The organism is Bacteroidota bacterium (assembly GCA_016213405.1).
In the GTDB taxonomy this organism is placed as follows: domain Bacteria; phylum Bacteroidota; class Bacteroidia; order Palsa-948; family Palsa-948; genus Palsa-948.
In genome coordinates this window covers 18,937-42,174 of sequence record JACRAM010000078.1, presented here as the reverse complement: position 1 = coordinate 42,174, position 23,238 = coordinate 18,937, and the positions used below count along the sequence as shown (strand labels likewise).

The following is a 23,238-nucleotide window of genomic DNA, read 5'->3' as shown; positions in this document are numbered from 1 at the left end:
AAAACAGTTTATGAAAAACCTTTTCCTCCTGTTGTTATTCCCTTCTGTAATCTTTTCTCAATCAAAAAATTTGAACGATACCATTCATTGGCAAGAAACCAAACCTCTTTCATGGGAAGATTTTAAGGGCAAAGAAAAAAAAGGAATGAGCGGAGAAGCATTTTGCCTGCTTCAGGCAAATTATGAAAAACCAAACCCGCTGAAGAAAACTAAATTTAAAATTGCCGCGGTGTGGGATAAAAAGAAATCCTGGATTGCACCGGCTTCGAAAACTGCAGATGAATTATTGTATTACCAGGTATTGTTTGACATCTACGAAGTTCATGCGAGAAAACTTCGCAAAGAATTCAGCGAAACAAAATTCGGTTTAAATCCTGAAGCGGAGTTTCGGGAAAAATACAATACTGAGGCAGAAAACATAACAGAAGAAACCAACGATTACAGAGATGAAACCGGTGAAGGCGTTGTTATGATCGCAGTGAAAAAATGGAACGATAAAATAAAAGAAGAACTTAAACTGCTGGATAATTTCAAGGAATAAGATTCGCTGAGATGTAAACTGCTTTTTTAGTTTCAAAAAATTCTTCGGAAAAATAATTTTTCAAATTAAATTCCTTAACCTCAACCTTAATCCTTTTCTTTTCCTCTTCAATTTCTCCTCCTTTTAAATACAGAATTCCATTCTTCAATTCATTGAAACTCTCTGAAAGGCATTTGCCTTTCACCCATTTCTGAAATTCAGAAAGTTCAGCCACGGCACGGCTCACAACAAAATGATATTTCTCTTTCAGTTCTTCCACCCGGCTCCAGATTCCTTTTACGTTTTTTAATTCTAAACTTTCTGTAACAGCATTCACCACTTTTATTTTTTTGCCTATAGAATCAACCAGGTGAAATTCGCATTCGGGAAATAATATTGCCAGCGGAATTCCCGGAAAACCACCTCCGGTTCCGGCATCTAAAATTTTTGTTTTAGGTTTGAATGAAATTACTTTGGCTATACCCAGCGAATGAAGCACATGCCGCTCGTAAAAATTATCAATATCTTTTCGGGAGATGACATTAATTTTTGAATTCCAATCTGCATACAATCCTCCAAGTTTTGCAAACTGTTCTTTTTGCTTCTCAGAAAGATTCGGAAAATAGCTATGAATTATTTGCGGATTATTCATTTAACGATGGTGTATGGCAAACATACTACTTTGAATGGTAATCAAAGAATCTTGATATAGACAACTAAATTATGGCGTAATTTACTTGCTGTGAGTCTCTGCCAAATAAGATTTCTCTTATAGGAAGGATGGTTGTTTTACAATTCAACTCATTGGCTAACGGTTAAAAGAGCCAATTAGGTTTCTAATATATACTGCAATATAACTTGTGGCATTAAGAGAATTTTGTTTCTTTACAATGAAAATTGAAGAACGTAACAACAACTAATAATAATTCAAATGAAAAAAATCTTTACCCTCATTTCAATCTTTTCAGTTTCTATCACAGGTCTTTGGGCTCAGGCAACGCCCAATCCGGGATTTGAAGCATGGACAACCCAAGGTTTTCCCAGTTATGAGCAGCCTGATAATTGGAATACGGCAAATGCGCAGACCAACATACTTGGAACTTTCACTTGCATTAAAGCAAGCGGTGTGGACAAGCATAGTGGAACCTATGCCATAAAATTGATTACTAAACAAATTGGCGCACCTTTTAATGTATTAGTTCCCGGCTTTGCTACTACAGGTACGCTTCCTGCTTCAATCACCGGTGCGCTTACAGGTGGCATTCCTTATACGTTAAGACCTGACAGCATTACCGGATGGTACAAATACACTCCTCAGGGCGGAGAAAATGGGTATATACAATTTCTTTTATTTGGATCAGCAGCCAACAATGCAGACACTATTGCAAGAGGCGGCTTTGCTACGCCTACTACTACTGTGGGTGCTTACACATGGTTTTCCGCTCCATTGGTTTACACTGCCTCCACAAATCCGGTTGCTAATTCCATGTGGCTGTTATCTTCAAGTAATAATGATGGACTTGTTGCGAGTATCGGAAGCACTCTTTTTGTTGATGATTTAGCATTGGTTATTAATCCTTCAACGGCTGTAGCCGAACAAGAACAGTTTGAGTTAACAATAGGACCTAATCCTGCAGTTGACCATTTTGTAATCAAAAACGAATTGAACTCAAAGGCGCTTTTTATGTTGTATGATGTAACCGGAAGAAAAGTTGCAGAAGAAAACATAGGAAAGGCAACGCATGTGGTGAATGTAAATACTCTTCCTGACGGGCTGTATTTTTATTCTGTATCGGATGAAAGCAATACAGTAATTAAATCCGGCAAACTTATTATTCAAAAATAATATGCACTTAGTGGCAGAACGGAATGTTGGGGGTTTTGAAAACGCCTGACATTCCGTTCTGCCAATATTTCACGGCTTCCACACTTATGAGATTGAAAAATATATATTATTTATTCACCTTTTTACTTCTCACTTCTCACTTCCCTGCCCGACTTCTCTTGACAATATTGTTGGCAGGCGGGTCACTTCTCACCTCCCTTCACGCTCAGAGTTACGGAATTCTAAAAGGAGTTGTATCAGATGTTTCAGATAAAGAACCGATAATTGGTGCAATTATTTTTTCTTCGGGAGATAAATCACACGGAGTTGCCAGCGATATTAATGGAAATTATGAACTACATTTAAATCCTGGCAAGCATACAGTTATCTGTTCAATCATCGGGATGAGATCAGATACCATGGTTGTTATCAGCGATTCATTGAAAGCGGCAGAACATAATTTTATTTTAGAATCTGCCTCCACACAACTGGAAACCATGGTTGTTTCTGCCGGAAAATATGAGAGAAAACTGGAAGAGATAACAGTTTCAATGGAAGTAATAAAATCAAATCTGATTGAAAATAAAAATTCAACCAATGTCAAAGGAGTATTAGAGCAGGCGCCCGGTTTAAATATTTTAGATGGCGAACCGCAGATTCGTGGCGGCAGCGGATTTAATTTTGGTATCGGAAGCCGTGTAGCTATTTTGATTGACGGATTGCCTGCCATGGCGGGAGATGGAGGCCGCCCTGAATGGAATTTTATTCCGCTTGAAAATGTGGAGCAAATAGAAATCATCAAAGGAGCATCTTCCGTAACCTATGGCTCTTCGGCATTAAGCGGAAGTATAAATATCCGCACGGCTTATCCCAAAGAAGACCCGGTAGTTAAAGTATCTGCCTATTCCGGCATCTATGATGCTCCTTCCATTGACAGCGCTAAATGGTGGAAAGGCTCTGCCACTTTTTATGGAACAAGTTTTTTGTATGCCGAAAAAATTGAGCAAACCGACCTGGTTATTGGCGGTATGGATATTTATGACCACGGTTTTATCGGTCCCCCTGGTTATCGTTCATGGTCCAGTGATACCACTATCAGAGATAGTGAAGTGGGAGAAAAAACAAGGCGGATGAATTGTAATTTTCGTTACCGCCCCAAAAAAATTCCCCGATTGAATTTTGGTGTCAATGGTAATTTAATGAAATCACAAAATAATTTGTCTTTGATTTGGGATAACGATACTTCCGGGCTTTACAGAGCATTTCCGAATACAATGACATTGCAGAATCAAACCATTTATTATGTGGAGCCATTTCTTAATTATTATACAGAGGGAGGATTCAAATACGGTTTGCGCACCCGTTATTTTTCTACCAAGAATGTAATGCCCGACCAAACCATAGAAACGGATGTAACGTATACTGAATATCAATTTATAAAACAAATAAAATCTCTTGGCGATTTAAACATCACCGGTGGAATAATCAGAAACCAAACAAATTCTAAATCAGGATTAGCTTACAAAGGAATATTACCGAAGAACCATCTTGAAAACTATGGGATTTATACACAGTTAGATAAAAAACTGTGGGATTTCTTAAATGTATCAGCCGGTTTCAGAAGCGAATCTTTTAAAATGAATGACGAAAAATCAGTTTGGAAACCTATTTTCCGTTCGGGATTAAATTTAAAATTAGCAGAAGCAACCTTTTTGCGCTATTCCTACGGACAAGGGTATCGTTTCCCTACGATTACCGAAAAATATATTCGTTCAGACATCGGAGGAATAGCTATTTACCCTAATCCCATATTAAAACCCGAAACAAGCTGGAATACAGAAATTGGTTTGAAGCAGGGATTTAAAATAAATAATTTTGTCGGATATATTGACGCAGCGGCATTCTGGCAGGAATATAAAAACACCATTGAATTTACTTTCGGCACATGGGGCACCCATCTGGAGTGGGGCGACACTATTGATGACAACGGATTTATATATCTGAATACAGGCGCTACCCGTGTGCGCGGGGCAGAACTATCCCTTGCCGGTGAAGGAAAGATGGCAAAAGATTTTAAGCTCAGTATTTTGGCTGGTTATACCTATGTGCTTCCTCAAGCCGTTAATCCAGGCGAAGTGTTTGCCACCGATAGTAATCATCTTAAGCCGCAACTCTTGTCGTATGATTCCAGCAGCACCGATTCTAAAAATAGTGTTTTGAAATACCGTTTTCAGCACATTGCAAAAATAGATATGCAATTAGGTTATAAAGCATTTTTTATCGGAGGCAGTTGCCGTTACTATAGTTTTGTGCAAAATATTGATAGAGTATTTTACCTGTTTGAACCGCAAATGCACAGCGGAATTGAAAAATACAGAAAGGCAAATGATAACGGCACGGTGGTAGTGGATGCCCGCATCGGAATGGATATAACCAAAAAATTTAAAGCGGCATTTATAGTTAATAATGCACTTAATAAAAGCTATTCATTGCGCCCTCTTAAAATAGAATCTCCGCGCACATTCGCCTTGCGCCTTTCTTTTGACTTTTAAATTATTCTTTGGGCGCGCCCTCATCCCTCTTCACCCACTCCAAGAGGGGGACAGTTTCCCCCTCGTACATTAAATTATCTTTGCGCTCTTTTTTATGGTATCGGTAAACGACATAACGGTTCATTTTGGCGGACGCACGCTGTTTGAGGATATTTCTTTTCTCATCAACAAGCAGGACCGTATTGGTCTGGCGGGAAGGAACGGTGCAGGAAAATCCACGCTGCTGAAAATCATTGCGGGCGAACAAGGATGCGACAGCGGAGAAGTGACCAAGCCGAATAATTTTACCATCGGATATCTTCCGCAGGATATGTCGCCCAACCTCGGCAAAACTGTGTTTGATGAAACGGCTTCGGCTTTTTCTGAAGTGCAGGCGCTGGAGAAAAAAATTGTGCATGTGAACGAGCAGATTGCCACGCGCACCGACTATGAATCGGATGCCTACATGCAGCTGATTCATGATCTGCATGAGTATAGCGAGCGGTTAAATGCGCTTGGAGGATATTCTCTTCACGCGGATATTGAAACCACGCTGCTCGGGTTGGGATTTGAGCGCACGGATTTCAACCGCATGATGGATGAGTTCAGCGGTGGATGGAGAATGAGGGTGGAGATTGCGAAACTTCTGCTGATGAAACCCGATCTGCTTTTGCTGGACGAACCTACGAATCACCTCGACATTGAATCTATTCAGTGGCTTGAAGATTTTCTGAAAAATTATTTTGGCGCAGTGGTGATGGTGTCGCACGACAAAGCGTTTTTAGATAATATCACCAAGCGCACGATTGAAATCACGATGGGAAGGATTTATGATTACAAAGCGAATTATTCCAAATATGTGATGCTGAGAAAAGAGAGAAAGGAGTCGCAGATTTCCGCTGCGAAGAACCAGCAGAAGTACATTGACAAAACCAAAGTGCTTATTAATAAATTCCGCGCGAAGAAAGACAAAGCGGCATTCGCACAGTCGCTGATAAAAAAACTTGACAAACTGGAAATTGTGGAAGTGGATGAAGATGATATGTCAAGTATCAAATTTAAATTTCCTCCGGCACCGCGTTCCAGCCGAATGGTGGTTGTGGCAGAAGATGTGAAGAAACAATACGGAGAAAAAGTTATTTTCTCTCATGTGAATTTCAGGATAGAGCGGAAAGACCGGATAGCATTTGTGGGCAGAAACGGGGAAGGCAAAACCACGATGAGCCGTTTAATAGTGGGAGAAGAAAAATTTGACGGCATGCTGAAAGTAGGCGAGTCGGTTGAGGTTGGTTATTACGCGCAGAACCAGGCGGAAATTCTGAACGGAGATAAAACAGTTTTTGAAACCATTGATGAATCGGCAAAAGGCGACAGCCGGAAAAACTTACGCGCCATTCTCGGCTCGTTTCTTTTCAGCGGAGATGATGTGCAGAAAAAAGTGCATGTGCTGAGCGGTGGAGAGAAAGGAAGATTGGCGATGTGCAAACTTTTACTGCAACCGCATTCTTTATTAGTACTGGATGAGCCGACAAACCATCTGGACATGCGTTCCAAGGATGTGCTCAAGCAGGCGCTGATGCAGTATGACGGAACATTGATTCTCGTTTCGCACGACCGGGATTTTCTGCAGGGGCTCACCAACCGTGTGTTTGAATTCCGCGGAGGAAATGTGAAACAACATTTCGGAGATGTGAATGAATATCTGCGTGACAGGAAAGTAGGTTCGTTCAGGCAGATAGAACAAGAAGTCAAAAGTGATAAGTCAAAAATCAAAAGCGAGGAAGAGGAGCCAAAGCAAGACAACTGGGAAAAGAAACAAAAGGAAAAAGTTCTCAAGGAACTTCAAAGCCAGATTTCAAAACATGAGCGAAGAATTGAAAAACTGGAAGCAGAAATAAAAGTGATTGATGAAAAGCTGATGCACCCCGAAGCGTACGCTGAAATTGTAAATAACAAGGAAACTTTTGCCAACTACGAGAAACTGAAAAAACAACTGGAAGAGGAAATGAAGAAGTGGGAGGAGTTGCAGGGGAGACTTGTACTTTAAAAAACTTTTTTACCTTTGCCCATCAAATGAAAATTCAATCACATAACCATCATCATTCTCTCGCACAGGCGAGCCGATGAGGTTTTGTGTAAAAACAATAAATCAAATCTAGGGCTTGCCGAATAGGTAAGCCCTTTTTGTTTTTAATACCTTTAAAATATGAAACTAAAAATTGCAATTCAAAAATCAGGACGTCTTTACGAAGATTCAATTAAGATACTTCGTGAGTCAGGCATTGAGCTCAGTAACGGACTGAACAAACTCCGTTCAGAAGCATATAATTTTCCGCTGGAAGTTTTGTTTTTGCGCGATGACGATATTCCACAATACGTAGAAGACGGTGTTGCCGATGCGGGAATTGTAGGCGAAAATATTATTTACGAGACCAACAAAAAACTGAAAGTGGTGGAGAAACTCGGTTTTGGAAAATGCCGTTTGTCCATTGCTGTTCCGAAGAATGCGGAATACAAATCCATCAAAGAACTTCGTGGAAAAAAAATTGCAACGAGCTATCCTGTCATTCTTTCAAAATATCTGAAGAAGAAAAAAGTGGAGGCGAAGATTGAAACGGTGAGCGGTTCGGTGGAGATTGCGCCCAGCGTAGGATTGGCTGATGCGATTTGTGATTTGGTAAGTTCAGGAAGCACATTGTTTGCCAACGGTCTCAAAGAAACGGAAGTTGTGATGAAATCAGAAGCCGTTTTTGTTTCAGGAACAAAATTAGACAAAGAGAAATCTGCTATACTGAAAAAATTATTGTTCCGAATTAAAGCTGTGAAGAAATCCCGCCACAATAAATATGTTTTGCTCAATGCTCCAAATGAAAAGCTGGATGCTATCTGTAAAATCCTTCCGGGAATGAAAAGCCCTACCATATTACCTTTGGCAGAAAAAGGATGGAGTTCTTTGCATTCGGTAATTGATGAAGAAAAATTCTGGGAAATAATTGAGCAGTTAAAAGACAATGGAGCACAGGGAATTTTAGTTGTACCGATTGAGAAAATGATAGTGTGAAGCCCATCCCCAACCCTTCCCCAAGGGAAGGGAGAAAGAAAAAACAGATGATGCAAATAATTAAATACCCGAAACGAAATGAATGGGCGGAATTGCTGAGGCGTCCTTCAATGGATTCTTCTGCACTGGAAAATTCTATTCAGACTATTTTGAATGATGTGAAGGAGAATGGAAATTCAGCATTACAGAAATATTCCCGTCAATTTGATAAAGTAGATTTTGATCCCAACCCCCTCTCCTTCGGAGAGGGATGGGGTGAGGCCATTTCCAAAGAATTAAAATCTGCCATTCAGTTAGCAAAAAGAAACATTGAAAAATTTCACCTCGCACAAAAGGAAAAAGTAATAGTGATTGAAACGGTTAAAGGAGTAAAGTGCTGGAGGAAATCTGTTGCAATAGAAAATGTCGGGCTGTATATTCCCGGAGGAAGCGCACCCTTATTTTCTTCAATACTAATGCTCGGAATTCCTGCAAGAATTGCCGGATGTAAAGAAATTATTCTTTGTACTCCTTCCGCGGACGATACTATATTATATGTAGCAAAGCTGGTTGGCATTAAAAAAGTTTTCAAAGCAGGAGGAGCACAAGCGATTGGAGCGATGGCTTACGGAACAGAAACTATTCCGAAAGTGAATAAGATATTTGGTCCTGGAAATCAATACGTGACCTGTGCGAAACAATTAATACAGAAAGATGGCATCGCCATAGACATGCCTGCGGGTCCTTCCGAAGTTGCGGTGCTGGCGGATGAAAGTTGTATTCCTGCGTTTGTAGCTTCTGATTTACTTTCTCAGGCAGAGCATGGAGCGGACTCACAAGTGATTTTAGTTTCTGATTCTGAAAAAATAATTCAGGGAGTTCAAAAGGAAATATCGCTTCAATTAGAAAAACTTCCCAGAAAAGAAATTGCAATGAAGGCACTACAGAACAGCAAAGCAATTCTTGTCAAGAATAAAAAAGAGGCAATTGATTTGCTGAATGAATATGCGCCTGAGCATTTGATTGTTTCCTGCAAGGATGCTGATAAACTTGCAACGAAAGTAATTAATGCAGGCTCTGTTTTCATCGGCAATTATTCTCCTGAAAGCGCAGGTGATTATGCATCGGGGACAAACCACACTTTGCCAACAAACAGTTATGCAAAATCTTATAGTGGGGTTTCATTAGACAGTTTTGTGAAGAAAATTACTTTTCAGAAATTATCGAAAGAGGGATTGAAAAAAATCGGCAAGGCAGTTGAGCTAATGGCAGATGCAGAAGGATTAAATGCTCACAAAAATGCTGTAACAATAAGATTGAATAAAAATGTTTGATTTAAATAAAATAATACGAGAGAACATAAAAAATCTTGTTCCTTATTCCTCTGCAAGAGATGAGTTCAAGGGAGAAGCAAGTGTTTTTCTGGATGCGAACGAAAATGCACATGGCTCTCCGCTGGAGAAAAACTACAACCGCTATCCTGACCCGCATCAACTAAAACTGAAAGAAAAGATTTCAAAAATAAAAGGAGTACCTGTAAAAAATATTTTTCTCGGCAACGGAAGTGATGAGGTGATTGACATTCTTTACCGAGCTTTCTGCAATCCCGGTAAAGACAATGTAATTCTCCTTCCGCCAACGTACGGAATGTTTGAAGTGTCGGCAAACATCAATGATGTTATCATAAAAAAGGTTTCGCTCACAGCAGAATTTCAATTAAATGCTGAAGGAATTTCCGAAGTCGTGAACGATAATACGAAACTGATTTTTCTCTGCTCTCCGAACAACCCAACAGGTAATTCATTAGAGAGAGAAGACATAGAATTTATCCTGAATAATTTTAGAGGTATTATGGTGATTGATGAAGCGTACATTAATTTCTCAAAACAGAAAAGCTTCACTCCTGAGCTAAATAAATATTCCAATCTCGTTGTGATGCAAACACTTTCCAAAGCATGGGGAATGGCTGGGTTGAGAATCGGTATGGCGTTCGCGAGCGAAGAAATTATTTCCGTGTTCAACAAAATAAAGCCGCCTTACAATATTAATGAGGCTTCACAGCAACTTGCGATAAAAGCTTTGGATAATATTGAACAAGTGAATAACTGGATAAAAGAAATTGTAAATGAAAGAGAAAAGCTGACGAAGTCACTTGCTGATTTTTCATTCGTGCAAAAAATATTTCCCAGCGATGCAAATTTTCTCTTAGTAAAAACTACCGAGCCGAAAAAGATTTACAAATATTTAGTTGGGACGGGGATTATTGTGCGCGACAGAAGTAATATTGCTCTTTGCGAAGGTTGTTTGAGAATCACTGTGGGAACAAAAGATGAAAATAAAAAACTGTTAGCAGTTCTAAATCAATACAAATGAAAAAAGTTTTATTCTTAGACAGAGACGGTACTATCATCGTAGAGCCGCCTGTTGTATTTCAAATTGACACACTGGAAAAACTGGAATTTCTTCCTTTTGCAATTTCAACACTGAGGAAAATCAAGGAGGAATCAGATTTTGAATTTGTTATGGTTTCCAACCAGGACGGGCTTGGCACAAAAAAATACCCCAAAAAAACATTCAATCTTGTACAGGGAAAAATGCTGACAACACTAAAAAATGAAGGAGTAAATTTCTCGGCAGTTTTTATTGACAAATCTTTTGATGACGACAATTCTCCCAATAGAAAACCGCAAACCGGGATGCTGAAAAAATATCTGACGGGAGATTATGACTTAAAAAATTCATTTGTCATTGGCGACCGGCTTACCGATCTGAAGCTTGCAAAAAATCTTGGTTCAAAAGCAATTCTTATCCGTAATGCTCTGAATAGAAAAATGAAAGTTCCTGCTGAATTAAAAGAAGCACTCGCGTTGGATGCAAAGGATTGGAATGAGATTTACAAATTCTTTCATTTTCCCTCAAGAAAAGTTTCTCATATCAGAAAAACAAATGAAACTAACATTTACATTGAATTGGATTTAGATGGTAAAGGAAAAGCAAAAATATCTACCGGGCTTTCTTTTTTCGACCATATGCTTGAACAAATTGCAAAGCACGGAAATATAGATTTGAATATTTCTGCCAAAGGAGATTTACATATTGACGAACACCACACGATTGAGGATGTGGGAATTGCTCTTGGAGAATCTTTTTCAAAAGCGCTTGGAGATAAAAGAGGAATTGAGCGCTACGGATTTTGTCTGCCTATGGATGATTGCTTGGCTCAAGTTGCTATTGATTTTGGCGGTCGCAACTGGATTGAATGGAATGCAGAATTCAAGCGGGAAAAAATAGGAGAGATGCCTGCGGAAATGTTTTTTCATTTCTTCAAATCATTTTCTGATTCCGCAAAATGCAATCTGAATATTAAAGCTGAAGGGACCAATGAGCACCATAAAATAGAAGCCATCTTCAAGGCATTTGCAAAAGCGGTTAAAATGGCAGTGAAAAGAGATAAAGACAATATGCAATTACCAAGTACAAAAGGACTGCTTTGAAAGTTGTAATCATAAAATACAACGCTGGTAATGTGCAATCTGTTCTTTTTGCGCTGGAAAGAATTGGCGTCAAAGGAATTTTATCTGACAATTCTCGGGAAATTCAATCAGCAGACAAAGTAATTTTTCCCGGAGTTGGAGAAGCCAGTTCGGCAATGCAATATCTGAAAGAAAAAAAACTGGATAAAGTGATTAAGAACTTAAAACAACCAACGCTCGGAATATGTTTGGGGATGCAACTCATGTGCAATCATTCTGAAGAAGGAGATACAGATTGTTTTGGAATTTTTCCAATGGAGGTTAAAAAGTTTTTCACAACTCTAAAGGAAGAAAAAATACCTCAGATTGGATGGAATACAGTTTTGTCTTTGAAAGGAAAAGTATTTGAAGGAATAAAAGAAAATGAATACATGTATTTCGTTCACGGGTATTATGCAGAGAAAGGGAACCATACAATTGCAACAACAAATTATATTTTGGAATACAGTTCAGCATTACAGAAAAATAATTTTTACGGAGTGCAATTTCATCCTGAGAAATCTTCTGAAGCCGGACAAAAACTCCTGGAGAATTTTCTAAAATTATGATTGAGATTATTCCGGCTATAGATATCATAGAAGGCAAATGTGTCCGCCTTTCGCAAGGAGACTATTCACAGAAGAAAATTTATAATGAGAGTCCTTTAGAAGTTGCAAAACAATTTGAAGATGCAGGGATAAAGCGCTTGCACTTAGTTGACCTGGACGGAGCAAAGAAAGGAACCATCGTCAATCAGAAAGTTTTGGAAAACATTGCCTCTAAAACAAAACTGGTTATTGATTTCGGAGGAGGCATAAAAACAGATGTTGATATTACGTCTGTTTACAATGCCGGTGCAAGCATTGCAACCATCGGAAGCATTGCTATAAAAAATCCTACGCTTTTTTTTATGTGGGTAAAAAAATATGGCTCTGAAAAAATCCTTCTGGGCGCTGATGTGAAGAACGAAAAGATTGTCGTAAGTGGCTGGACAGAACAAACTGAAATTTCTGTTATTAATTTCATTAATACAAATTCAGAAAAAGGAGTAAAAAATATTTTCTGCACGGATATTTCAAAGGATGGAATGATGCAAGGTGCGTCAATCGAATTATATAAAAAGATAAAAGAAGAAGTTCCCACCATTAATTTAATTGCTAGCGGTGGCGTCTCTTCGATAGAAAATATTGAAGCGGTTCGGCAGGCTGGATGTTCAGGTGCCATCATCGGCAAAGCAATCTACGAGGGAACTATTATATTATCCGACCTCAAACCTTACCTTTTCTAGTTTCCACCTTCTCCACTTAATAATTATTGGCATACTCATAAAACCACATTTTTTTGTCTTCGACTAACAAAAACATGGGGTTCGTTAATAAAAAGTAACACTTTTTTACTACATACCCCCTATTTTCTGTATACTTGCACCAGATTTATCAACTTATTATACATAAACTCTTAAACTTTCAACTAAAACATGGCAATTCAAAGATTCAAGGCGCTGGAAGAAGTGCTGAACAGAGTTCCGGTAAACGTGGAACTACCCAAAGCAACCGTATCCGAATTTTACGGAGAAAATGTTTTCAATAAAGAGACGATGAAGAAATGGCTTTCGGACGAAGCGTATAAAAGTGTTCTCTCCGCCATGGAACTCGGGACAAAAATTGACCGCAGCATTGCCGATGATGTGGCTTCGAATATGAAAGCATGGGCGATGAGCAAAGGTGTTTCGCACTACACGCATTGGTTTCAGCCGCTCACCGGAAGCACGGCAGAAAAGCACGATGCGTTCGCACAAAATATTGAAGATGGAAAAGCACTCGAGCGTTTTGATGGCGAACAGTTGGTTCAGCAAGAACCGGATGCTTCTTCTTTTCCGAGCGGAGGAATACGCAGCACTTTTGAGGCGCGCGGTTACACTGCATGGGATCCTACTTCTCCCGCATTCATCATCGGACAAACGCTTTGCATTCCTACCATTTATATTTCTTACACAGGCGAATCGCTCGATTATAAAACTCCGCTGTTGAAAGCAATTCACGCGTTGGATAAATCAGCAACTGAAGTTTGCCAGTATTTTGATAAGAACGTAACGAAAGTAAATTCTACACTTGGATGGGAACAGGAATATTTTCTGATCGACACTGCGTTTTATAATGCTCGTCCCGATATTGCTTTCACCGGCAGAGCACTTTTCGGAAACGAGGGCGCAAAAGGTCAGCAACTCGAAGACCATTACTTTGGTTCGATTCCAGAAAGAGTGCTTGCGTATATCCGCGATTTTGAAATTGAATGTTACAAATTAGGAATCCCCATCAAGACACGCCACAACGAAGTTGCGCCCAACCAATTTGAGTGCGCTCCTGTTTTCGAAGAAGCAAATCTGGCAGTTGATCACAATCTTCTTTTGATGGACATGATGGAAAAAGTTGCGCGCAGACACAACTTCCGCGTCCTCTTGCACGAAAAACCTTTTGCGGGAATTAACGGAAGCGGAAAGCACAACAACTGGAGTCTTTCAACCAATACAGGAAAAAATTTGTTATCACCGGGAAAAACTCCTAAGACAAATTTGCAGTTCCTTACTTTTTTTGTGAACACAATTAAAGCGGTGCACGATAATGCTGATTTACTCAGAGCAGGAATTGCATCAGCAGGAAACGACCACCGCTTAGGCGCGAACGAAGCTCCTCCCGCAATTGTTTCCATCTTCATCGGCACACAGCTTACAAAAGTGTTAGAAGACATTGAGAAAAAAGTGAAGACAGGAAAAATGACTCCGGAAGAAAAGACAGCATTGAAGCTTAACATCGGAAAAATTCCTGAAATACTTTTAGACAACACAGACAGAAACAGAACTTCTCCGTTTGCATTCACCGGAAATAAATTTGAGTTCCGCGCTGTTGGTTCATCGGCAAATTGCTCTCAGGCAATGACGATTCTGAATACGATTATGGCAAATCAGCTCAATCAGTTCAAAAAAGAAGTTGACGCTTTGATAAAGAAAAATGTGGAGAAAGATGAAGCCATCTTCCGCGTTCTGCGTGATTATATTATCGCTACCAAAAAAATCCTCTTTGAAGGAAACGGTTATGGCGAAGAATGGGTGAAAGAAGCGAAGAAGCGCGGACTTTCCAATATCAAAACAACTCCTGAAGCGCTGAAAATTTTCACGCGTAAAGAATTCGTGAAGCTGTTTGAACAGAACAACATCATGACCGAACGCGAACAATACGCGCGCTATGAAATTCATCTGGAAACGTACATGAAAAAAATTCAGATTGAATCACGCATGATGGGAGAAATTGCGTTAGGACAAATCATTCCTTCCGCCATAAAATATCAAACTACCCTTCTTGAAAATGTGAAAGGGCTGAAGGACTTAGCCCCGGCCCTAAAGGGAGAAAACGGAATAACAGTTTCGCAAAAAGCAAAAACAAAAAAAGCGGTGCTTGCCGGTGCAGAAGAGTTTTCTCTTGATTATGAAATTCAAAACTCCCCTTCAGGGGTCGGGGGCTTCTCATCTCTCGCTGGATCCCAGATGGAAACCATCCGTGAAATTTCTGAGCGGGTTTCGTCCATTCAGAAAAATGTTTACAAAATGATCGAAGCGCGCAAAAAAGCAAACGCTTTAGAAGATGCTCATGAAAAAGCAACTGCTTATTGCGAATATGTGAAACCTTATTTTGATGAGATTCGTGAACATGCTGATAAATTAGAATTCATTGTGGATGATGAATTGTGGGCTTTACCTAAATACAGAGAAATGCTCTTTACCCGTTAATTCTGCTTTAACAGACCAACGTTCATAAGTTAAAAACCCCATCTTCCTGAGGAGGATGAGGTTTCCCTTCCTTTGTTTCGACAAAGAACATGTATATATCGGTGAATTACATATATTTGCCGACTAAATTTGCTAATTCAAACAAAAAAACTATTTTAGCACCCTCTTTTCAAGAACCCACCCGTCTTCTGACGGAACAAAACATTGTCATGATGAAAATGCATAAACGAATCAGCTTATTTGTTTTCGCACTTCTTATTTGCGCAGGCGCAAATGCGCAGAAGAATTTCTACAAGGAAGCGGAGAAAAAATACAACTCTTTTGAGTATTATGGTGCTATAGATTTGTATAAAGCAGCATACAAAAAAGCTCCTAAAAAATTAAAACCCGAGTGCCTCTGGAAAACAGCTGAATGCTATCGTTTGATTAATGATATTAAGCAAGCAGAAATTTATTATCAGAAATCCATCAAGGCACAGTGCTCCGAGAAAACACTCGCACAGTTATATCTTGCCGATATGCAGAAAATGCAGGAGAAATATCCTGAAGCAAAAGCCGAATATGAAAAATACGCGAAAGAAGTTCCATCCGACAAACGAGGAGATAATGGAGCGAAGTCATGCGAACTTGCGCAAAAATGGAAAGACAATCCCACCAGATACAAAGTAGAAAATATGGTGCAGATAAATACCAAAGACTGGGATTACTGCCCTATGTATGCTGAAAGAAAAAAATACACCACTCTTCTATTCTCTTCTACGCGTCAAGGCGCTACCGGTGAGGTTGATGTCAATGTTGGTCAGTTGTATGCGGATCTCTTCATGACAAAAATCGACAAGAACGGAAAATGGAGCACCCCTACTCCACTGCCAGTACCCATCAGCACGAAGAATAATGAAGCAGCGTGTGTACTCGATGAAAAAGGAAGCAATATGTATTTTACACTTTGTAAAACAGAAAAAAATAAACATCCAAAATGCCAGATTTACGGAACAGTTAAGCGAGGGCAGACTTGGGATGAACCAGCACTTCTTCCATTCAATATTGATTCATTCAGTTATGGGCATCCTGCTTTAAGCAAAGATGAAAAGGTTATGATTTTTGCATCTGACTTAAGAGATAGTTTGAACCCAGGTTACGGAGGTTTGGATTTATACTACTCGCTCTTTGATACCAAGAAAAAAGAATGGGGTCAACCCGTGAATCTTGGTCCGGATATTAATACAGATGGAGACGAAGCTTTCCCTTTTCTTCACTATGATGGAACTCTGTATTTTGCTTCAACAGGGCATCTCGGTATGGGTGGTTTTGATATTTTCAGAGCAAGTGCGAGTGGAACCAATAAGTGGACGAAGCCTGAAAATATGCAGTACCCGATCAATTCTGCTGGCGATGACTTTGCTGTTGTTTTTGAAAGCGAACATGAGCGTGGATACTTCACTTCCAACCGCGCTGGCGGAAAAGGTGGAGATGATATTTACTCTTTCATTCTTCCTCCGATGCTTTATATGCTGGAAGGTTATGTAACAGAAGAACTGACAAAACTCCCTGTTCCCGGAGCAACTGTAAAACTTGTTGGCTCTGATAATACGTCCTTCGAATTAAAATCGGACGTGAAAGGTTATTACAAGTATGAGACAAACGGACAAACTCGCTATATCAATTCAAACACCTCTTATGTGGTGAGCGCATCTGCTCTTGATGTCAAAACTCCGGACTTTCCTGATGCCCTTCTCGGAAATCCAAAAGCAAAAATCACAACTGTTGGATTGAAAGAGTCAACTAACTTCCGTCAGGATTTTGTTCTAAAGAAAATCGTAAAGGAGATGAGAATGCCTCTTGTATTATTCAATCTCGATATGTATGATTTGTCGCATCCATCCAATCCAAAAGATTCTCTCGAGTTTCTTGTTAAGGTCATGAGTGAAAGTCCAAACATTACCGTGGAACTTTCAGCACACACAGATTATCGTTCAGATGCAAAATATAATCAAACACTTTCATTTAATCGTGCAAAAACCTGCGTAGATTATCTGATTGCCGAAAAAGGAATTGACCCTAACCGACTTTCTCCTGCAGGATACGGAGAAAGCCGCCCTTCTGAATTGCAAACTGACATAACTCTCCCCAGCGGAAAAGTAGTGCCCGCAAAAACCATTCTCTCGCAAAAATGGATTGATAAGAATTACCCTGAGAAAAAAAATAAAGATGATTACGAATTCCTCATGCAGATAAACCGAAGGGTTGTATTCACCATCCTGAGAAAAGATTATGTTTCATCAGGAACAACTGATGGTCCTAAAACTGCACCTGAAATTAAAGTTACCAAGAGCACTTCCGAAGGGGGTGAAGGCGATGATAAAACAGAATGGGACGAATAAAAACCATTACAATATTTTTTCTGGAAACCCCGTGCATTTTTTGTGCGGGGTTTTTAGTTCCTGATAAATGAATATTTCAAGATATAATCAAAGAGGAGTTTCCGCATCAAAAGAAGATGTGCACAATGCCATTAAGAAACTTGATAAAGGAATTTTCCCGAATGCCTTTTGTAAAATTGTTCCTGATTATTTGAGCGGAAGCAAAAGCCATTGCATAGTGATGCATGCCGATGGCGCAGGAACAAAATCTTCTCTTGCCTACATATATTGGAAAGAAACAGGGGACATCTCCGTTTGGAAAGGAATCGCACAGGATGCACTGGTGATGAACATTGACGATTTGCTTTGCACAGGGGCGGTAGATAATATTCTTATCTCAACCACCATCGGCAGAAATAAAAATTTGATTCCGGGAGAAGTAATTTCAGAAATCATAAGTGGAGTGGAAAAATTTTTAACAAAGATGCGCAAGCACGGAATTAATATCCGTTCCACAGGAGGAGAAACTGCCGATGTGGGCGATGTGGTTCGCACAATCATAGTCGATTCAACCGTCACTTGCAAAATGAAACGCAAGGATGTAGTGGATGAAAAAATAAAAGCGGGGAATGTAATTGTCGGACTTTCTTCTTTTGGAAAAGCAAAATACGAAGACGAATACAACGGAGGAATGGGAAGTAACGGCCTTACTTCAGCCCGCCACGATGTGTTTTCAAAAATCTACGCTGAAAAATACCCAGAGAGTTTTGATCATACAATTCCGAATGAAGTTATTTATTCGGGAACAAAAAAACTTACTGACTCAACAGAAGTAAATGGAGTGGATGCAGGAAAATTGGTTTTATCTCCAACCAGAACCTACGCGCCCATCATCAAAAAAGTTTTAGAAAAGCACAGAAAAAATATCAATGGCATTATTCATTGCTCTGGTGGCGGACAAACCAAAGTTTTGAAGTTTGTGAAAGGCGTACATATTATAAAGGATAAGCTTTTTGAAACCCCTCCTCTCTTTAAATTAATTCAGCAGGAAAGCAAAACAGACTGGAAAGAAATGTATCAGGTCTTTAATATGGGGCACAGAATGGAAATCTACACGGACGAAAAAACTGCTTCACAGATAATCTCTGTTTCAAAATCATTCGGTGTGGAAGCGCAAATCATCGGAAGAGTTGAAAAATTCTTAGACAAAAAAAATAAATTAACTATAAAAAGTACGCATGGCGAATTTCAATATTCGTAACATTCGTACCAGATACGTTATTAGTAACCATGGAAATCCTTGACAGACTGGCATCCCTTAAAAATCGTTTTGAAGAACTGGAAAGAAAACTTTCCGATCCGAAGATCCTATCGGACATGAAACTGTTTGCTAAACTGAACCGCGAATACAAAGAATTGAAAGAAGTGGTGAGTGCATATCACGAATACAAAAACATCATAGATAATATTGAAAGTTCAAAAGAGATTTTCAAAAAAGAAAAAGATGAAGAACTTCTTTCCATGGCGAGAACCGAAATTGACGAACTAACTCCGAAGAAAGAAAAGATGGAGGAATACCTACAGCAATTGTTGATTCCGAAAGATCCTGAAGATGCGAAAAATGCTGTGGTGGAAATTCGCGCAGGAACGGGAGGCGATGAAGCAGGTTTATTCGTTGGAGATTTATATAGAATGTACACACGTTTCCTCGACAAAAAAGGATTTAAGTATGAAACAGTGGATAGTTCTCCGAGCACGCTGGGAGGATTCAAAGAAGTTATCATTGAAGTCACCGGAGAAAATGCATATGGCACTTTGAAATTTGAGAGTGGAGTTCACCGCGTTCAGCGTGTGCCTGCTACGGAACAGCAGGGAAGAGTTCATACTTCTGCAGTGTCGGTTGCGGTTCTTCCTGAAGCGGAAGAAGTGGACGTGCAGATAAATCCTGCCGACATAGAAATTCAAACTGCGCGTTCGAGCGGTGCGGGTGGACAGAATGTAAATAAAGTTGAAACGAAAGTGATGCTCACGCACAAGCCAAGCGGAATCGTCATCACTTGCCAGGAGAGTCGTTCGCAATTGGACAATAGAACGAAAGCAATGCAGATGCTCCGCACAAAATTGTATGATGCTGAATACAAAAAGCACATGGATGCAATCGCGAAAAAAAGAAAGACGATGGTTTCCACAGGCGATCGCTCAGCAAAAATCAGAACTTATAATTACGCACAAAGCAGAGTGACAGATCATAGAATCGGGATGAGCGTTCACAATCTTCCTACTTTTATGGCGGGAGATATTCAGGATATGATCAACGCATTGCAGGTAGCAGAGAATGCAGAGAGATTGAAAGAAGGCTCGGCTGTTTGAGGCAAATGCTGCTGGCAACTGGTTTCTTGCAACTGGCTAAACAACAAAACACATGAGTTATAAAAATCTTGAGGTTTGGCAAATAGCCAAGGAAGTTTCCATTGACATTCATAAAATGACCTTGACTGAACTTCCGAAATTTGAAATGTTTGAAGAAGGAAGTCAAATCAGGCGCAGTGCAAAATCAGTGCGCTCAAATATTGTAGAGGGATACGGACGAAAATTTTATCAGCAGGAATATTACCGATTTCTCACTTTTGCAATTTCTTCCAATGACGAAACCATTGACCATCTTGAGACATTATTTGAAACGGAATCCTTGAAGAATAAAGAATTGTATGATAAGTTGCACGCACGATTAGAAACTCTTGGAAAAAAATTAAACCTATTTTTACAAAGTTTCAATCGTTAAGTATATTCGCTGTTGCCAGTTGCCAGCCACCAGAAGCCAGAAGCATGACAAAAGAAGAATTATACAAAAATATTCAGAGTAAGGAATCATTCCTGTGCATTGGATTAGATACCGATTTGAAAAAAATTCCTAAGCATCTTCATAAATCCTCCGACCCGATTTTTGAATTCAACAAACAAATTATTGACGCAACTCATGATTTGTGCGTGGCATACAAACCCAACATTGCCTTTTATGAATCCATCGGAAGTGCAGGATGGGAATCACTGGAGAAAACCGCTGACTATTTAAAACAGTTCAAAGATATTTTCACCATCGCTGACGCAAAGCGCGGAGATATTGGAAATACTTCCTCCATGTACGCTCAGGCATTTTTCGGCTCTATGGATTTTGATTCGATTACCGTTGCTCCATATATGGGTGAAGATTCCGTTACTCCTTTTTTGCAGTATGAAGGCAAGTGGGTGATTCTTCTCGCGCTTACTTCTAATAAAGGAGCAAATGATTTTCAGACCGAGAATGAATTATATAAAACCGTTCTGAAAAGATCTCAGCAATGGGGAAGTGCGGATAACATGATGTATGTAGTGGGCGCAACCCGGGCAGAAATGCTTGCTGATGTAAGAAAAATTGTTCCTGAACATTTTCTTTTGGTGCCGGGCGTTGGCGCACAGGGCGGAAGTTTGCGCGAAGTTGCCAAATACGGAATGAACAAACAATGCGGGTTGCTTGTGAACTCTTCCCGAAATATTATTTACGCAAGCGATAAAGAAGATTTTGCTGTGAAAGCAAGAGAAGAAGCGATGAAGATGCAGAAGGAGATGGCTTCCTTATTATAAGATTTCCTTTCGTAAATTCGTATCCACTAGTTAGTCGTCATTCCATGAAACGGACAGACATATATAAAAATGTTAACAAATTTATATCTAAGTCAAATCCAGAGGATCGTTATACATCGTTTGACTATTGCTACAACTATTTTCGAACAGCAACGCCAAACAGTTTAACAAAAGACACTGAAAAAAGTTGCCTAACACTTGGCTTTTATTTAGCAAGTTGGGGAATGTTTAGGGGATCAAGTTTCCTCTTACAAAAAAGCGTCCGACATTTTCAACCAACAATTGAGTACATCGCAACGGTAGATAAATTCGCTTGGTCAATTGATGTGAATAACTACAGCGAACAAAACATTCAGACAATAATTAAAATATACAACGACATTAAAGGGCACCTAATTCAAAGCAACAACCAAGACCTGACATTAATAACAAAAATATTACTTGGTGTATTTGGATTTATTCCAGCTTTCGACAGTTACTTCTGCGACACCTTCAGACAAATTTCCAAAGGGCAATGTGGCTTTAGGAAAGTAAATACAAAATCGTTGACTTTCATTCGACAATTTTACGAAGCAAATCGCGTGACAATAGACAAATTATCCAAAGACACATTTACGACTGACTTTACAACTGGACAAAAGACAAGGACGAATTATCCGAAAGCAAAAATCATCGATATGTACGGCTTTACTGCCGGACTAAAATAAAAAACGAACGCCAACTCGCAAAAGATTATCCGAACCATGCAAGAAGAATTCCTCTGGCATATCTGGAAGTTCCGTTTGTTTGATAATAAAGATTTGCAAACCACTTCGGGAGAAGAAATTAAAATCCTGAAAATCGGAGAACATAATTCAGATTCGGGCCCTGATTTTTTTAATGCGAGAATTAAAATTGGCGCAACCGAATGGGCAGGCAATGTGGAGATTCACGCCAGCGCTTCCGACTGGCACAAGCACAAGCACACCACCGACAAAGCATACGATAATATCATTCTTCATGTGGTGCATGAAGCGGATGAAAAACTTTTCCGAAAAAGCGGAGAAGAAATTCCAACACTGGAACTCAAGAAAAGAATTCCTCAAGATGTTTACGGAAAATATTTGCAATTCAAATCCAGCAAAGACTGGATTCCCTGCGAGAAACAGATTTCATCTGTAGATAAATTCACGCTCAACAACTGGATTGATCGGTTGCTTGTCGAACGGTTGGAAAGAAAATCAAAAGCCATCACCGATTCGCTTAAACAAAACAAAAACAACTGGGAAGAAATTTTGTATCAAATGCTCGCCCGCAATTTCGGACAGAAAATCAATTCAGAGCCGTTTGAATTGCTTGCAAAGCAATTGCCTGTTTCTATTCTGGCAAAACATAAAAATAATTTAGGACAGATAGAAGCATTGCTTTTTGGAACATCTGGGATGCTGGACCCCTCTCCATCTCTCCCCAATGGGGAGAGGGCGCATGACGAATATTATTTAGAGTTGCAAAAAGAATATAAGTTTCTCAAGAGTAAGTTTAAACTAAAACCTATTGAGCCATCCCTATGGAAATTTATGCGGCTTCACCCTCCCAACTTTCCAACAATTCGTATTTCACAATTCGCGAATCTGATTTATAAATCCTCACACCTCTTTTCAAGAATCTTAGAAGCCGCAACTGTAAAGCAGATTATTAATCTACTCAACACCGAAACCAGTGAATACTGGCAAACTCATTACCGCTTCGATAAACATTCTACTAAGAGAAAAAAGAAACTCGGCTCCGGCTCCATCAATACAATCATCATCAACACAATTGTTCCATTTCTTTTTGTTTACGGAAAAGAAAAAGGTCAGGAAAAATTCTGCGACAATGCTTTGTCCTTCTTAGAAAAACTTTCTCCTGAAAATAATTCCATCATCGGAAAATGGAAATTCATCGGAGTTTCCGCCAAATCATCTTACGAAACTCAGGCATTACTCCAACTAAAAAATGAATACTGTTCAAAGAAAAAATGTTTGGAATGTTCGGTTGGAAATACGCTGCTGAAATAATTTTACCTA

General features: G+C 39.4%; 19 protein-coding genes. 18 read left to right on the top strand and 1 reads right to left on the bottom strand.

Features of this window, described 5'->3' with window-relative positions; genetic code table 11:
- Nucleotides 1-10: 10 nt before the first annotated feature.
- Nucleotides 11-541 carry a hypothetical protein gene (locus HY841_09910; GenBank protein MBI4931066.1) on the top strand — a complete coding sequence of 177 codons (531 nt, stop codon included), beginning with the start codon at nucleotides 11-13 and terminating at the stop codon, nucleotides 539-541.
- Here HY841_09910 and rsmG read toward each other — a convergent pair.
- Nucleotides 531-1,172 carry a 16S rRNA (guanine(527)-N(7))-methyltransferase RsmG gene (gene rsmG / locus HY841_09905; protein MBI4931065.1) on the bottom strand — a complete coding sequence of 214 codons (642 nt, stop codon included), beginning with the start codon at nucleotides 1,170-1,172 and terminating at the stop codon, nucleotides 531-533. The two genes, HY841_09910 and rsmG, sit on opposite strands and share 11 nt — an antisense overlap.
- A 279-nt stretch (nucleotides 1,173-1,451) precedes the next feature.
- On the opposite strand from rsmG, the gene HY841_09900 reads away from it, so the two are divergent.
- From HY841_09900 to HY841_09820, 17 genes are all read left to right on the top strand, one after another.
- Nucleotides 1,452-2,366: a T9SS type A sorting domain-containing protein gene (locus tag HY841_09900; protein MBI4931064.1), complete on the top strand. Its 915-nt coding sequence runs from the start codon at nucleotides 1,452-1,454 to the stop codon at nucleotides 2,364-2,366.
- A gap of 35 nt (nucleotides 2,367-2,401) precedes the next feature.
- Nucleotides 2,402-4,897, top strand: a complete 2,496-nt coding sequence (locus HY841_09895) for a TonB-dependent receptor (protein MBI4931063.1) — start codon at nucleotides 2,402-2,404, stop codon at nucleotides 4,895-4,897.
- 94 nt (nucleotides 4,898-4,991) lie between these two features.
- Nucleotides 4,992-6,923 (top strand): ABC-F family ATP-binding cassette domain-containing protein, encoded by a 1,932-nt coding sequence (locus HY841_09890; protein ID MBI4931062.1) that lies wholly within the window; start codon nucleotides 4,992-4,994, stop codon nucleotides 6,921-6,923.
- Between the two features lie 159 nt (nucleotides 6,924-7,082).
- Complete coding sequence (locus tag HY841_09885; GenBank protein MBI4931061.1) at nucleotides 7,083-7,937, top strand: ATP phosphoribosyltransferase; 855 nt, start codon at nucleotides 7,083-7,085, stop codon at nucleotides 7,935-7,937.
- Between the two features lie 50 nt (nucleotides 7,938-7,987).
- The gene (gene hisD / locus HY841_09880; protein ID MBI4931060.1) at nucleotides 7,988-9,250 is read left to right on the top strand and encodes a histidinol dehydrogenase; all 1,263 of its coding nucleotides are present in this window, start codon (nucleotides 7,988-7,990) and stop codon (nucleotides 9,248-9,250) included.
- Nucleotides 9,243-10,289: a histidinol-phosphate transaminase gene (gene hisC / locus HY841_09875; GenBank protein MBI4931059.1), complete on the top strand. Its 1,047-nt coding sequence runs from the start codon at nucleotides 9,243-9,245 to the stop codon at nucleotides 10,287-10,289. Before hisD ends, hisC begins: the two co-directional genes overlap by 8 nt.
- Nucleotides 10,286-11,410: a bifunctional histidinol-phosphatase/imidazoleglycerol-phosphate dehydratase HisB gene (gene hisB / locus HY841_09870; GenBank protein MBI4931058.1), complete on the top strand. Its 1,125-nt coding sequence runs from the start codon at nucleotides 10,286-10,288 to the stop codon at nucleotides 11,408-11,410. The genes hisC and hisB overlap by 4 nt, the downstream gene beginning before the upstream one ends.
- Complete coding sequence (gene hisH / locus HY841_09865; protein MBI4931057.1) at nucleotides 11,407-11,997, top strand: imidazole glycerol phosphate synthase subunit HisH; 591 nt, start codon at nucleotides 11,407-11,409, stop codon at nucleotides 11,995-11,997. Before hisB ends, hisH begins: the two co-directional genes overlap by 4 nt.
- A complete protein-coding gene (gene hisA, locus HY841_09860) occupies nucleotides 11,994-12,716 on the top strand; it encodes a 1-(5-phosphoribosyl)-5-[(5-phosphoribosylamino)methylideneamino]imidazole-4-carboxamide isomerase (protein ID MBI4931056.1) in 723 nt (240 codons plus the stop codon). The genes hisH and hisA overlap by 4 nt, the downstream gene beginning before the upstream one ends.
- Nucleotides 12,717-12,905: 189 nt before the next feature.
- Entirely contained in the window at nucleotides 12,906-15,212 is a 2,307-nt protein-coding gene (locus HY841_09855) for a glutamine synthetase III (protein ID MBI4931055.1), read from the top strand.
- A 209-nt stretch (nucleotides 15,213-15,421) separates the two neighbouring features.
- Nucleotides 15,422-17,593, top strand: coding sequence for an OmpA family protein (locus HY841_09850; GenBank protein MBI4931054.1), 2,172 nt, complete (start codon nucleotides 15,422-15,424; stop codon nucleotides 17,591-17,593).
- Nucleotides 17,594-17,660: 67 nt separating this feature from the next.
- Nucleotides 17,661-18,833: a phosphoribosylformylglycinamidine cyclo-ligase gene (locus HY841_09845; protein MBI4931053.1), complete on the top strand. Its 1,173-nt coding sequence runs from the start codon at nucleotides 17,661-17,663 to the stop codon at nucleotides 18,831-18,833.
- Nucleotides 18,834-18,862: 29 nt separating this feature from the next.
- The gene (prfA, locus tag HY841_09840; protein ID MBI4931052.1) at nucleotides 18,863-19,942 is read left to right on the top strand and encodes a peptide chain release factor 1; all 1,080 of its coding nucleotides are present in this window, start codon (nucleotides 18,863-18,865) and stop codon (nucleotides 19,940-19,942) included.
- Between the two features lie 52 nt (nucleotides 19,943-19,994).
- On the top strand, nucleotides 19,995-20,354 hold the full coding sequence (locus HY841_09835) for a four helix bundle protein (GenBank protein ID MBI4931051.1): 360 nt from the start codon (nucleotides 19,995-19,997) through the stop codon (nucleotides 20,352-20,354).
- Between the two features lie 44 nt (nucleotides 20,355-20,398).
- Complete coding sequence (gene pyrF, locus HY841_09830; protein MBI4931050.1) at nucleotides 20,399-21,193, top strand: orotidine-5'-phosphate decarboxylase; 795 nt, start codon at nucleotides 20,399-20,401, stop codon at nucleotides 21,191-21,193.
- Between the two features lie 44 nt (nucleotides 21,194-21,237).
- Nucleotides 21,238-21,900, top strand: coding sequence for a hypothetical protein (locus HY841_09825; GenBank protein MBI4931049.1), 663 nt, complete (start codon nucleotides 21,238-21,240; stop codon nucleotides 21,898-21,900).
- Nucleotides 21,901-21,936: 36 nt separating this feature from the next.
- Nucleotides 21,937-23,229, top strand: a complete 1,293-nt coding sequence (locus HY841_09820) for a DUF2851 family protein (protein MBI4931048.1) — start codon at nucleotides 21,937-21,939, stop codon at nucleotides 23,227-23,229.
- Nucleotides 23,230-23,238 lie beyond the last annotated feature (9 nt).